Genomic DNA, 12,995 nt, shown 5'->3' with positions numbered 1-12,995 from the left:
GCTCAGAGCAGGTCGATGAGGAAGGGTATCAGCGGCTCGTCGGCCGGCGGCATGGGGTAGTCGCGCATCTGGCGCGGGCGCACCCACTTCAGCACCTGCCCTTCGCGCGGGTGAGGGGTGCCTTCGAAACGTCGGCAGACATAAAGCGGCATCAGCAGGTGGAAATCGTCATAGGTGTGGCTGGCGAAGGTCAGTGGCGCGAGGCAGGCGATTTTGGTCTCGATGCCGATTTCCTCGCGCAATTCGCGGATCAGCGTTTCCTCCGGCGTCTCGCCGGGCTCGACCTTGCCGCCGGGAAACTCCCAGAGGCCGGCAAGCGTCTTGCCTTGCGGGCGCTGTGCCAGCAGCACGCGCCCATCGGCATCGACCAGCGCGCAGGCGGCCACCAGAAGAATGCGCCTGGTCATGCCTGAGCTCCGGGTGGCCTGCGATAGTGATAGCGGTAGACTTCCCGGAACCCGAGCGCTTCATAGAGATGGCGCGCGCCCTCATTGGCGGCTTCCACCTGCAGCCAGGCTTGGCGCGCGCCGCGCAGCCGCGCCCATTTCAGCGCCGAGCGGATGAGGCGGCGGCCATAGCCCTTGCCTTGCTCAGCCGGTGCGGTGGCGATTTCGAACAGGCCGGCCAGATCGTGGTCGTGCACGCAGATTGCCGTCGAAAGCGGCTCGCCCTTGTTTTCCAGCACGAACATGCCGGTTTCGACGCGGATCGCGCCGATGATCTCGGACAAGCCCGGCCGCAGCGCTGCCGGGATCGCGCCGGCCTTGATGGCCGCGGCGGTAAAGCGGCCGATGTCCTTCAGCGGGATCTGGTCGATTGCGTCTTCCACACCCGCATGGATGAGCGGCAGGCGCATGACCAGCGATTCGGCAAACCGCTCCCAGCCGAGCGTGTCGAGATGCTGCGACAGCACCTCGCCCGAGAGCGGCGACATGCGAAAGACAAGCGGCCGGCCATAGGCCTCGAAGCGGTTGGCAGCGCGCGCGATGCGCTCGTCCAGATTGGCGACATCGCTCGGATCGAGCGGATTGACCGAATTCAGCCGCTTGGCAGGATGCCCGGCCGTGAGGCGCACCAGCCATGTGCCGTCATAGGTGACGGCGGCGGCCGGCCATGCCCGGAAGCCCGCCGCCTCGAAGCGGCGTACTTTCGCCAGATCGGTTGTGGTATCGGGTGATCCGCCCACGCTGCGCTTCAGCTCCGATAGTCGCCGTTGATGGCAACATATTCCTTGGTGAGATCGCAGGTCCAGACCGTGGCCTTGCCACGGCCGATGCCGATGTCGGCGCGGATGCGGATCTCATCCTTCTTCATATAGGCCGAGGTCTGTTCCTCGGAATAGGTCGGATCGCGCTCGCCATCGACGGCCAGGCGGTTGTCGCCGAACCAGATCGACAGGCGGTCGCGGTCGGCAGGCTCGCCGGATTTGCCGACAGCCATGACGACGCGGCCCCAGTTGGCGTCCTCGCCGGCAACGGCCGTCTTGACAAGCGGCGAATTGGCGATCGACAGCGCGATGCGCTTGGCCGAACGCGCGGACTTCGCGCCGGTGACGGTCACTTCCACCTGCTTGCGGGCTCCTTCGCCGTCGCGCACCACCTGCAAGGCGAGGTTCTTCAGGATCTTGTTCAGCGCGCGCTTGAACTGCGCCAGCCTCGCGTCCTTGGCATCCGAAATCCTCGGCGCGCCGCGCCTGGCCGCAGCACCAGTCGCAAACAGCAGCAGCGTGTCGCTGGTGGAGGTATCGCTGTCGACCGTCACCGCGTTGAAGGTCGGCGCAACGCCCCTGGACAGCAGCGCCTGCAGCACCGGCGCCTCGATGGGGGCGTCGGTGGCGACGAAGGAAAGCATCGTCGCCATGTCGGGCGCGATCATGCCGGCGCCCTTGGCGATGCCGTTGATGGTCACATCGACGTCACCCAGCTTCACCGTGGCGGTTGCCACCTTCGGATAGGTGTCCGTGGTCATGATCGCCCTGGCGGCCTCGGTCCACTGTTCGGCCCTGGCGTCCTTGACCATACCGGCCAGGAGATGGCTGAAGCGCGAGGCGTCGAGCGGCTCGCCGATCACGCCGGTGGAAGCCTGGAACACTTCGCCAACCGTGCAGGCAGCAGCAGCGGCAGCGGCCTTGCCGGTCATGCTGGTGGTCTCGCGACCTCGTCTGCCGGTGAAGGCATTGGCGTTGCCGGAATTCACGACCAGAATGCGCGCCTTGCCGCCGGGAAGGCTCTCGCGGCAGAAATCGACCGGAGCGGAAGGGCATTTGGAGCGGGTGAAGACGCCGGCAACGGTCGTGCCTTCGTCAAACACCATGGCCAGAAGATCGGTGCGGTTCTTGTACTTGATACCGGCTTCGGCGGTGGCGATGCGCACGCCTTCAATGGCCGGCATTTTGGGATATTTCTTGGGCGCGAGAGGGGAAATCGTCTCGGACATGGGACCTCGTCAGGCATGGAGCGCAAACCGTGGCTCCGTTTGCCCGATAGCGCGAAACCGCGCAAGGCGTTTTCGTGCCTGAGGACGGATCAGAGCCTGACCTTGGGATTGATGAAGCCGGGGAACAGCTTGTGCAGCACCGGAATGAGACCCCAGATCATCGACGTGACCATGATCGGCACGATGACGAGCGTGCGTTGCCAGATCGTCCAGCCGCTGGTCAGCGGGAAGACGATGTAGAGCAATGCGGTGATGAGCGGATAGACGCCAAGCAGCACGAGCAGCGCAAAGCGCGGGCGGGAGAAGCGGGTGGGGGAGGGCATGAGAACCTATATCGAAACGGAACGTTCCGTTAAATAAAACGAACCGTTTCGTTTCGTCAAGCCGTCATGTTATCGTTCCGGGAAATTTTTCGGGGGTATCGGAATCGGGATGGAGACATGACCGCGAATATGGAGGAGACGCGCCGCTCCATCGGCGCAAAACGCAATCCGGCCAGTGCCGACGCCATCCGCGAGGCGGCGGAGGCGGTATTGCTGGAGGCTGGTTACGCGGGGTTTTCCATCGAGGCGGTGGCGCGCCGCGCGCGGGCGGGCAAGCCCACCATCTATCGCTGGTGGCCGAGCAAGGCTGCCCTGCTGATCGACGTCTACCAGCGCCAGAAGCGCGTCGACAATCCCGATACCGGCAATCTGGAAGAGGACTTCGTCCAGTTCGTACAGGCGCTGTTCCAGCACTGGCGCGACACACCTGCCGGCAGCATCTTCCGCTCGGTGATCGCCGAGGCCCAGAGCGACGAGGCGGCGGCGACCGCACTCACCGAATATGCCCACAACAGGCGTGCCCACACCGGGCGCATGGTGGCCCGCGCCATCGAGCGGGGCGAGGTGCGCGCCGATGTCGAGCCTACGGTGGTGGCCGATCTCGTTGCCTCATATGCGTGGGTGCATCTGCTGACGGGGCGCATCGGCGAGGACGAGGCAACGACCCGCGTGGCCATCCGCGCCATCATGCACGGTATTCTCGCCGACGCATAAGCAGCCGCGTGACCGACAAAATGCTGGACCGCCGCATTGCGGAAATTGAGGCATTGCGATCCGGGGCCGCAGCGTCCAGTTTCCCGTCTCCACGAGAAGGACGAAGCATGACGCAATTGTCGCAACGCGCCGAAACCGGATGGGCGGACCTGTTCGCGGAAGGCAGGCTGCCCCGCTTTGCGCTGATCTGCCTCGGTATCTGGCTGAACGCCGCCGACACGCTGGTCACGGCCACGATCATGCCGAGCGTCGGCGCCGAGCTTGGCGGTTATGCCTATTTCAGCTGGGCCGTCGCCGGCTTTCTGGTGGGCGCGATCCTGGCGGGCGCAAGTTCGGGCAGGCTTTCCGAAATCTTCGGCCTGCGGCTTGCCACGACCATCGCCGGCCTCGTCCTGACCGCAGGCTGCGCGCTCAGCGCGGCTGCGCCCGACATGGGCACCTTTCTCGCCGGCCGCATCCTGCAAGGCATCGGCTGCGGCTGGATCGCGGGCTTTGCCATGGTCGCGACGGCAATGCTTTTCCCCGAACGGCATCTGGCGCGCGTGTTCGCCTCGATCTCCGGGGTCTGGGGCGTCGCCACCGTTCTCGGTCCGCTGGTGGGCGGCCTGTTTGCCGAGGCAGGCGACTGGCGCTCGGTGTTCTGGCTGTTTGCCGCGCAGGCGCTGCTGTTCGGCGCCGCCGCGCCCTTCCTGCTCAAGGGCACCGTGAAATCGCAGGGGCGGACAGGCGTGCCATGGCTACAGCTCATCACGCTGGGCCTCGGCGTCACCGCGATCTCGGTGGCCGATATGGTTCCTCAGCCGGCGGTGACGGTCGCACTCGTGGTGCTGGGCCTTGCCATTCTCGCCCTTGTCCTGCGGATAGACGCGACGGCCAAAGTGCGGTTGCTGCCGCACCAGGCGGGGGACCTGCGGACGATTTGCGGTTCCGGCTATGCAGCGCTTTTCGCCCTCACGGCCGCCTCCATGGGGCTGACCGTCTATGGTCCGGCGATCCTGCAGACGCTTCATGGCCTGTCGCCGCTGGCGGCGGGCTATATCGTCGGTATTCAGGCTTTGTCGTGGACGCTGGCTGCCTTCACCGTGGCGGGTATTTCGGGCGGCATCGGCGAGCAACGCGCGATCCGCCGCGGCGCGATATGCATTCTTCTCGGGGTTGCGATGCTTGCGCTGTTCATGCACAGCGCCCCGCTGGCCTTCGTCATTGCTGCAGCCGCGACTGTCGGCGCGGGGTTTGGCTTTTCCTCCAGCCTGATGAACCGGCGGCTTCTGGGCGTGATCGCCGATGAAGACCGCGCCATCGGCGCCTCGGCCTTCATTGCCGTGCGCCAATCCGGCGGCGCGGTCGGCGCGGCAATCGCGGGCGCGACCGCCAATCTCGTGGGGTTCGGCGGCGGGCTGACGGTCGCCAGCGCGCAAGCGACCGCGATCTGGGTTTTCGTCACCGCCTTGCCGATGGCGTTCGCCGGTTTCCTTGCCGCCTGGCGGCTGAGCGGGGTGGCGGTCAAGGCCTGAGAAACGGATCGCCGAAAGTACCGCGTCAACAAAAAAGGGCCGCGAAAGCCGCGACCCTTTTTCCGATCCGGTCGGCCCGAAGGGGCCCGATGGCTGTTTACTTGCCCTGGTCGATCTGATCGACGGACTTCTTCAGTTCGGGGTCCGTGACGTCGATCTTGGCCGCGCCGCGCAGTGACTTGACCAGCGCGAAATACTTGTCGCGCAGCAGCAGCGAGCGCACCTGCTCCTTCACCTGGTCGAATGCCGGCGGCTGCTGGGCGCGCTTGTCTTCCACCTTGATGATGTGCCAGCCGAACTGGCTCTGCACCGGCTCCTTGGTGTAGGAGCCCGGCTCCAGCGCGAAGGCGGCCTTTTCGAACTCCGGCACCATCTGGCCGGGGCCGAAATAGCCCAGGTCGCCGCCATTGGCGCCCGAGCCCGCATCGCTGGACTTCTCCTTGGCGATGTCCTCGAACTTGGCGCCACCGTCGAGCTGCTTGATGATGGCCTCGGCTTCTTCCTTGGTCTTCACCAGAATGTGACGGGCGTGAACCTCGTTCACGGCCGGCGCGGCGGCGATTTCCTTGTCGTAGCGGGCGCGGATCTCGTCGTCGGTGATCGCCTTGGCGACTTCCTGCTCGACGACCTGGCTATGCAGGGCACGGTCCTGCAGGAACTTCATGCGGCGCTGGAATTCGGGGTCCTTGTCCAGGCCCTTGGCCTGTGCTTCCCCTGCCAGCAGGCGGATCTCGATGATTGCCGACAGGGCGGCAGCGCGACGCTGCTCGGCCGGAAGCCGCGAAAACTGTTGATCCAGGTCGCTTTCCGCGCTGGTTAGGTCGCCTTCGGTGATGGTTTGGCCGTTGACGGTCGCCACCACGGCGGCAGGGTCGACCGGCTTGGCCGGCGCCTCGGCAGCGGGCTTGCTTTCCTGCGCGAAGGCCTGCGTGGCAGCCGGCGCGGCCAGCGCAAGCATCACGCCGAGGCCGGCAAGCGTGGCGCGTCGGAACGAAAGGGGCATCAGAAACTCTCCAGTGGGATGGAAGAAACCTTCAGATCAGCACAAATATGGCTGAATTAGGCTGGGGCAACAGCAACGCTGCCACGTTGACATCGCTTCAGGCCCCTCTTATCTGTCCTTCGACTTCGCGTCCAGAACCGTTTTCCGGGCGCTTTTCGGTGTTACCTGTTTCAGATGGACCTGTGCGGGTTGCGCCGGCATCCGGTCGGCAAGATTCGAACTGAAAGGCCTTTTGATGGTCAGTCTCGGCGGTATCGCCCGTAAGATTTTCGGCTCCTCCAACGATCGTCGCGTGAAGGCGACAAGGCCCCGCGTGGCGGCGGTCAACGCTCTCGAAAACGAGATGCGCGCGCTTTCCGACGACGAGTTGCGTGCCCGCACCACCCAGTTCCGCGAACAACTCGCCAACGGCGCCAATATCGACGACCTGCTCGTGCCGGCCTTCGCGGTCGCCCGCGAGGGCGCGCGCCGGGCCTTGGGCCTGCGCCCCTTCGACGTCCAGCTCATCGGCGGCATGGTGCTGCATGACGGCGGCATCGCCGAGATGCGCACGGGCGAAGGCAAGACGCTGGTCGCGACCCTGCCCGTCTATCTCAATGCGTTGACCGGCAAGGGCGTGCATGTCGTCACCGTCAACGATTACCTCGCCAGGCGCGACGCCGAATGGATGGGGCGCATCTATCGCTTCCTCGGGCTGACCGTCGGCGTCATCGTTCACGGCATGAGCGACGAGGAGCGCCGCGCGGCCTATGCCTGCGACGTGACCTACGCCACCAACAACGAACTCGGCTTCGACTATCTGCGCGACAACATGAAATATGAGCGCGCCCAGATGGTGCAGCGCCCGCACAATTTCGCGATCGTCGACGAGGTCGACTCGATCCTGATCGACGAGGCGCGCACGCCGCTGATCATCTCCGGTCCGCTCGAGGACCGTTCCGAGATGTACAATACGGTCGATGCCTTCATCAAAACGCTGGAGCCGGCCGACTACGAGGTCGATGAGAAGCAGAAGACGGCGATCTTCACCGAGGAAGGCACCGAAAAGATCGAGAATCGCTTGCGCGATGCCGACCTTCTCAAGGGCGAGTCGCTCTACGACATCGAAAATGTCGCCATGGTCCATCACGTCAACAATGCGCTGAAGGCCCACCGGCTGTTCCAGCGCGACAAGGACTATATCGTCAAGGACAACGAGATCGTCATCATCGACGAATTTACCGGCCGCATGATGCCGGGCCGCCGCTATTCGGAAGGTCTGCACCAGGCCCTGGAGGCCAAGGAGCATGTGACCATCCAGCCTGAAAACCAGACGCTGGCCTCGGTCACCTTCCAGAACTACTTCCGCATGTATGAGAAGCTGGCGGGCATGACCGGCACGGCCGACACGGAAGCGGAAGAATTCGGCAATATCTACGGTCTGGAAGTGACCGTGGTGCCGACCAATCTGCCGGTCCAGCGCATCGACGAGGACGACGAGGTCTACCGGACCGTCGAGGAAAAATACAAGGCGATCGTCAAGGAGATCCGCGAAGCCAATTCGCGCGGCCAGCCGACACTGGTGGGCACCACCTCGATCGAGAAGTCCGAGCAGCTTGCCGAGCGCCTGCGCAAGGAGGGCTTCACCGATTTCGAAGTGCTGAACGCCCGCCACCACGAGCGCGAAGCCTCGATCGTCGCCCAGGCCGGCAAGCCAGGCTCCATTACCATCGCCACCAACATGGCCGGCCGCGGCACCGACATCCAGCTCGGCGGCAATGCCGAGATGCGCATCGCCGAGGAACTGGGCGACATGCCGGAAGGCGCGGAGCGCACCGCCCGCGAACAGGCGATCCGCGACGACATCGCCAAGCTCAAGGAAAAGGCGCTGGCCGCCGGCGGCCTCTATGTGCTTGCCACCGAGCGCCATGAAAGCCGCCGCATCGACAACCAGCTTCGCGGCCGGTCCGGCCGTCAGGGCGACCCCGGCCGCTCGAAGTTCTTCCTGTCGCTGCAGGACGACCTGATGCGCATCTTCGGTTCCGAGCGCATGGATGGCATGTTGAAGAAGCTCGGCCTGAAGGAAGACGAGGCCATCATCCATCCCTGGATCAACAAGGCTCTCGAAAAGGCGCAGACGAAGGTCGAGGCGCGCAACTTCGACATCCGCAAGAACCTGCTCAAATATGACGACGTGCAGAACGACCAGCGCAAGGTGGTGTTCGGCCAGCGCCTCGAGCTGATGGACGGTGCAAACCTTTCCGAGACCGTCGCGGAAATGCGCCAGGATGTCATCGAGGACATCGTCGCCAAGAACATTCCGGAAAATGCCTATTCCGAACAGTGGGATGCGGCCAACCTGAAACAGGAAGTGCTGCAATATCTCAATCTCGACCTGCCGATCGAGGACTGGGCGCAGGAAGAAGGGATCGGCGAGAACGACATTCGCGAACGCATCACCGAGCGCGCCGATGCCGCCGCCGCGGACCGCGCCGAACGCTTCGGTCCGGAGGTCATGGCCTATGTCGAGCGCTCCGTCGTGCTGCAGACGCTCGACCATCTGTGGCGTGAGCATCTGGTCAACCTCGAGCACCTGCGTTCGGTGGTCGGCTTCCGTGGCTATGCCCAGCGCGACCCGCTGAACGAGTACAAGTCTGAGGCCTTCGAGTTGTTCCAGGCGATGCTGGGCAATCTGCGCCAGGCCGTGACCGCGCAGCTCATGCGCGTCGAACTGGTGCGCGAGGCGGCCGATGCCCCGCCGCCGCAGGCGCCTGAGACCTTCGGCCAGCATATCGACGCCTCCACCGGCGAGAACGACTTCGGCGATGACGGCGGTGTTGCCGTGGCGGTTCTGGAAGACACCCGCGTGGTGGCGCCCGAAGACCGCGATCCGGCCAACCCCGACACCTGGGGCAAGGTCGGCCGCAACGAAGCCTGCCCCTGTGGCTCGGGCAAGAAGTACAAGCACTGCCACGGCGCTTTCGCCTAGATCGTGATTCCCGAAGGGTGGAAGGCCGCTTTTCGGGAAAGATCATGCCCAAACGAACTGCCCGATAGCGATGCGAGGAGACGTCGTCGGGCTTCGGGGCTGTCCTTTCCCCGCTTGGGGGAGAGAAGCCGGCGTGCTTCATTCCGCGCCCCTGGTTCAGGGCGCGGCGAGGGGACATTCATCGTGAGGCTATCGCGTTGATGCCGCTCCGTCGGTCTTGCGGCGGCGTGGAGCAATGTTTCATCAAATCGGTCGGGCCAGACTTTACTGCATTGCGGGCGCGGCATTGCGCGTCTTGCGAAACGCATGGGTTTTGGTTATTCAGGCCGCGGCTTGGCACCCGGTTTGTTCGCGGTGCTTTGGTTTCGATTTTCCGGTGGCAGCAGCAGGTCTCCGGGGCAGTGTAGAGGGCGACCGGTTTACATGGCGCGTATCGTGATGAAATTCGGCGGAACTTCCGTCGCCGACATCAGCCGCATTCGCAATGTGGCCCGCCATGTCAAACGCGAGGTCGATTCCGGCCACGAGGTGGCGGTTGTCGTTTCGGCCATGTCCGGAAAGACCAACGAACTGGTCTCCTGGACGCGCGAAGCGTCCCCCATGCACGACGCGCGCGAATATGACGCCGTGGTCGCTTCCGGCGAACAGGTCACGTCCGGTCTGCTGGCGATTGCGCTGCAGAATATCGGCGTCAACGCCCGCTCCTGGCAGGGCTGGCAGATCCCGATCCGCACCGACAACGCTCATGGCGCGGCGCGCATCCTCGATATCGACGGCACCGAGCTCATCTCGCGCTTCAAGCAGGGGCAGGTGGCCGTCATCGCCGGTTTTCAGGGGATTGGGCCGGACAACCGCATCGCCACGCTTGGCCGCGGCGGTTCCGACACCAGCGCGGTGGCGATCGCAGCCGCTGTGAAGGCCGATCGCTGCGACATCTACACCGATGTGGACGGCGTCTACACCACCGACCCGCGCATCGAACCCAAGGCGCGGCGCATGAACCGCATTTCCTTCGAGGAAATGCTGGAAATGGCTTCGCTCGGTGCCAAGGTGCTTCAGGTGCGGTCTGTCGAGCTCGCGATGGTGCATGGGGTGCGCACCTTCGTGCGGTCCTCCTTCGTGGAGCCGGACGCACCCGGAATGGCGGATTTCGACAATCCGCCCGGAACGCTCATTTGCGACGAGGATGAAATCGTGGAACAGCAGGTCGTCACCGGTATCGCTTACGCCAAGGACGAAGCGCAGATTTCGCTGCGTCGGGTCGCCGACCGGCCGGGCGTCGCCGCAGGCATTTTCGGCCCGCTGGCCGAGGCCAACATCAATGTCGACATGATCGTCCAGAATATCTCCGAGGACGGCAAGTCGACCGACATGACCTTCACCGTGCCGTCGGCGGACATCGACAAGGCGCTGGCGGTGCTGGAGAAGATTCGGCCGGAGATCGGCTTCGACGCCGTCCAGCACGATGCGGGCATGTCCAAGATTTCGGTCATCGGCATCGGCATGCGCAGCCATGCGGGCGTTGCCGCCACGGCGTTCAAGGCGCTCGCCGACAAGGGCATCAACATCCGGGCGATCACCACGTCGGAGATCAAGATTTCCATCCTGATCGACGGCCCTTACACCGAGTTGGCCGTTCGCACTTTGCATTCCGTCTACGGGCTCGATAAGCAGTAGACTGACGATTTTTCGTCCGCGCATTCGCCGGCGTGTGGCACAATGCACGCTGGCCAATGACATTTGGAGCGACGCCTGATGCGTGACACGGCTGGCGGTCCCCGCGTTCTGTTGAGACGGCTGCGCGAGCTCATGGCAGAGCCGCTCGAGCCGCAGGAGCGACTCGACCGAATCGTGCACGACATCGCCCAGAACATGGTGGCGGAAGTCTGCTCGCTTTATGTCCTGCGCGCCGACTCGGTGCTGGAACTCTACGCCACCGAAGGCCTCAACCCCGGATCGGTCCACCTCGCGCAATTGCGGCTCGGGCAGGGCCTTGTCGGCACCATCGCCGCCAGCGCCCGCGCGCTCAACCTTTCCAATGCGCAGGAACATCCGGCCTTCGCCTACCTGCCGGAGACGGGTGAAGAGATCTACCACTCCTTCCTCGGCGTGCCGGTGCTGAGGGCGGGACGCACGCTGGGCGTTCTGGTTGTCCAGAACCGCACCAAGCGCCACTACCGCGAGGAAGAGGTCGAGGCGCTGGAAACCACGGCCATGGTGATTGCCGAGATGATCGCTACGGGCGATCTGGCGCGGCTGACGCGCCATGGCGGGCTGGAGCTCGACCTGCGCCGGTCGGCCACCATCAAGGGCCTGTCCTTCAACGAGGGCGTGGGGCTCGGCCATGTCGTGCTGCATGAGCCGCGCATCGTCGTCACCAATCTTTTCAATGAAAACAGCGAGCATGAGCTGCGCCGGCTGGAAACGGCGCTCGGCTCGCTCAGGCTTTCCATCGACGACATGCTGGAGCGCCGCGAGGTCGCCTTCGAGGGCGAGCATCGTGAGGTGCTGGAAGCCTATCGCATGTTCGCCAACGATCGCGGCTGGGTGCGTCGTCTCGAAGAGGCGATCCACAACGGCCTGACGGCGGAAGCCGCAGTCGAGAAGGTGCAGAGCGACACACGCGCGCGCATGCTGCACATGACGGATCCCTATCTGCGCGAGCGGATGAGCGATTTCGACGATCTCGCCAACCGGCTGCTGCGGCAGTTGATGGGCGGAACGCCCGAAGATGTGGCCGAAGCGCTGCCGAAGGATGCCATCGTCGTTGCGCGTTCCATGGGCGCGGCCGAGATGCTCGACTATCCGCGCGACAAGCTGCGCGGGCTGGTCCTGGAAGACGGGGCGGCCACCAGCCATGTCGTGATCGTTGCGCGCGCCATGGGCATTCCCGTCGTCGGGCAGGCCAAGGGCGCTGTGTCCATGGCCGAGAACGGCGACGCCATCATCGTCGATGGCGAGGATGGCACGCTGCATCTGCGTCCGCAGGCCGATGTGGAAGCGGCCTTTGCCGAGAAGGTGCGGTTCCGCGCGCGCCGGCAGGAGCTTTACCGCGAATTGCGCACAAGGCCGCCGAAAAGCAAGGACGGCGTCCATATCGACCTGTTCATCAATGCCGGCCTGGCGGTGGACCTGCCGCAACTCGCCGATGCCGGCGCTGACGGCATCGGGCTGTTCCGCACCGAATTGCAGTTCATGGTGGCCTCGACATTCCCGCGCGCGGAAGCGCAGGAGAGGCTTTACCGCGACGTTCTCGACGCCGCGCAGGGCAAGCCCGTCACCTTCCGCACCATCGACATCGGCGGCGACAAGGTGCTGCCCTACTTCAAGAACACGGCGCATGAAGAAAACCCGGCGCTGGGCTGGCGCGCCATCCGCCTGACGCTGGACCGGCCGGGCTTGCTGCGCTCGCAGGTCCGGGCTTTGCTCAAGGCCGCCGGCGGGCGCGAGCTCAAGCTGATGCTGCCGATGGTGACGGAACTGGGCGAAATCGCCCAGGCGCGCGAAATCATCGACCGCGAGGTGCGTCACCTGTCGCGCTTCGCCCATCTGTTGCCCACCAGCCTGAAGGTCGGCGCCATGGTCGAGGTGCCGTCGCTGCTATGGCAGCTCGACGAACTGATGCAGGCGGTGGATTTCGTCTCGGTCGGCTCCAACGATCTGTTCCAGTTCGTCATGGCCACGGATCGCGGCAATACCCAGCTTGCCGATCGCTTCGATCAACTGTCGGTGCCGTTCCTGCGGGTGCTGAAGCATATTGCCGATATCGGGCGGCGCCACCACAAGCCGGTGACGCTGTGCGGCGAACTTGCCGGCAAGCCGATCTCGGCCATGGCGTTGATCGGCCTCGGCTACCGCTCCATCTCCATGTCGCCGGCCTCGATCGGCCCGGTGAAGGCGATGCTGTGCGAACTGCCCGTGAACGAGATCAAGGCGTTCATGGAAGACAATCTTGGGGGTCCGCGGGTCGATCTGCCGATGCGCGCGCTGCTGCAGACCTTCGCCGATGACCGCGGCATCCCGCTGTAATGTGTAAA

General features: G+C 64.6%; 10 protein-coding genes. 5 read left to right on the top strand and 5 right to left on the bottom strand.

Features of this window, described 5'->3' with window-relative positions; genetic code table 11:
- Positions 1-2: 2 nt before the first annotated feature.
- The 4 genes from mutT to C7441_RS06630 all read right to left on the bottom strand — a co-directional run bounded on the left by mutT (position 3) and on the right by C7441_RS06630 (position 2,759).
- Positions 3-407, bottom strand: a complete 405-nt coding sequence (mutT, locus tag C7441_RS06645) for an 8-oxo-dGTP diphosphatase MutT (RefSeq protein ID WP_019173930.1) — start codon at positions 405-407, stop codon at positions 3-5.
- Positions 404-1,186: a GNAT family N-acetyltransferase gene (locus C7441_RS06640; RefSeq protein ID WP_019173931.1), complete on the bottom strand. Its 783-nt coding sequence runs from the start codon at positions 1,184-1,186 to the stop codon at positions 404-406. The genes mutT and C7441_RS06640 overlap by 4 nt, the downstream gene beginning before the upstream one ends.
- 8 nt (positions 1,187-1,194) lie before the next feature.
- Positions 1,195-2,436 carry a bifunctional glutamate N-acetyltransferase/amino-acid acetyltransferase ArgJ gene (argJ, locus tag C7441_RS06635; protein WP_109612211.1) on the bottom strand — a complete coding sequence of 414 codons (1,242 nt, stop codon included), beginning with the start codon at positions 2,434-2,436 and terminating at the stop codon, positions 1,195-1,197.
- Positions 2,437-2,525: 89 nt separating this feature from the next.
- Positions 2,526-2,759: a putative antibiotic biosynthesis monooxygenase gene (locus C7441_RS06630; protein ID WP_019173933.1), complete on the bottom strand. Its 234-nt coding sequence runs from the start codon at positions 2,757-2,759 to the stop codon at positions 2,526-2,528.
- 117 nt (positions 2,760-2,876) lie between these two features.
- On the opposite strand from C7441_RS06630, the gene C7441_RS06625 reads away from it, so the two are divergent.
- Positions 2,877-3,473 carry a TetR/AcrR family transcriptional regulator gene (locus tag C7441_RS06625; protein WP_019173934.1) on the top strand — a complete coding sequence of 199 codons (597 nt, stop codon included), beginning with the start codon at positions 2,877-2,879 and terminating at the stop codon, positions 3,471-3,473.
- 107 nt (positions 3,474-3,580) lie between these two features.
- Positions 3,581-4,987 carry an MFS transporter gene (locus tag C7441_RS06620; protein WP_109612210.1) on the top strand — a complete coding sequence of 469 codons (1,407 nt, stop codon included), beginning with the start codon at positions 3,581-3,583 and terminating at the stop codon, positions 4,985-4,987.
- A gap of 97 nt (positions 4,988-5,084) precedes the next feature.
- On the opposite strand, the gene C7441_RS06615 is transcribed toward C7441_RS06620, so the two are convergent.
- Positions 5,085-5,990, bottom strand: a complete 906-nt coding sequence (locus tag C7441_RS06615) for a peptidylprolyl isomerase (protein ID WP_019173936.1) — start codon at positions 5,988-5,990, stop codon at positions 5,085-5,087.
- A gap of 235 nt (positions 5,991-6,225) precedes the next feature.
- On the opposite strand from C7441_RS06615, the gene secA reads away from it, so the two are divergent.
- From secA to ptsP, 3 genes are all read left to right on the top strand, one after another.
- Positions 6,226-8,958, top strand: coding sequence for a preprotein translocase subunit SecA (gene secA / locus C7441_RS06610; RefSeq protein WP_109612209.1), 2,733 nt, complete (start codon positions 6,226-6,228; stop codon positions 8,956-8,958).
- 423 nt (positions 8,959-9,381) lie between these two features.
- Positions 9,382-10,635, top strand: coding sequence for an aspartate kinase (locus tag C7441_RS06605; RefSeq protein ID WP_109612208.1), 1,254 nt, complete (start codon positions 9,382-9,384; stop codon positions 10,633-10,635).
- 78 nt (positions 10,636-10,713) lie between these two features.
- On the top strand, positions 10,714-12,987 hold the full coding sequence (ptsP, locus tag C7441_RS06600; RefSeq protein WP_109612207.1) for a phosphoenolpyruvate--protein phosphotransferase: 2,274 nt from the start codon (positions 10,714-10,716) through the stop codon (positions 12,985-12,987).
- Positions 12,988-12,995 lie beyond the last annotated feature (8 nt).

Origin of the sequence: Pseudaminobacter salicylatoxidans (genome assembly GCF_003148475.1) — a bacterium.
Lineage (GTDB): Bacteria > Pseudomonadota > Alphaproteobacteria > Rhizobiales > Rhizobiaceae > Pseudaminobacter > Pseudaminobacter salicylatoxidans.
This window is presented reverse-complemented; position numbering and strand designations above follow the sequence as displayed.

Coding starts and splice junctions, on each gene's coding strand:
- mutT (WP_019173930.1), bottom strand. CDS start 407: ATGACCAGGCGCATTCTTCTGGTGGCCGCCTGCGCGCTGGTCGATGCC.
- argJ (WP_109612211.1), bottom strand. CDS start 2,436: ATGTCCGAGACGATTTCCCCTCTCGCGCCCAAGAAATATCCCAAAATG.
- C7441_RS06630 (WP_019173933.1), bottom strand. CDS start 2,759: ATGCCCTCCCCCACCCGCTTCTCCCGCCCGCGCTTTGCGCTGCTCGTG.
- C7441_RS06625 (WP_019173934.1), top strand. CDS start 2,877: ATGACCGCGAATATGGAGGAGACGCGCCGCTCCATCGGCGCAAAACGC.
- C7441_RS06620 (WP_109612210.1), top strand. CDS start 3,581: ATGACGCAATTGTCGCAACGCGCCGAAACCGGATGGGCGGACCTGTTC.
- C7441_RS06615 (WP_019173936.1), bottom strand. CDS start 5,990: ATGCCCCTTTCGTTCCGACGCGCCACGCTTGCCGGCCTCGGCGTGATG.
- secA (WP_109612209.1), top strand. CDS start 6,226: ATGGTCAGTCTCGGCGGTATCGCCCGTAAGATTTTCGGCTCCTCCAAC.
- C7441_RS06605 (WP_109612208.1), top strand. CDS start 9,382: ATGGCGCGTATCGTGATGAAATTCGGCGGAACTTCCGTCGCCGACATC.
- ptsP (WP_109612207.1), top strand. CDS start 10,714: ATGCGTGACACGGCTGGCGGTCCCCGCGTTCTGTTGAGACGGCTGCGC.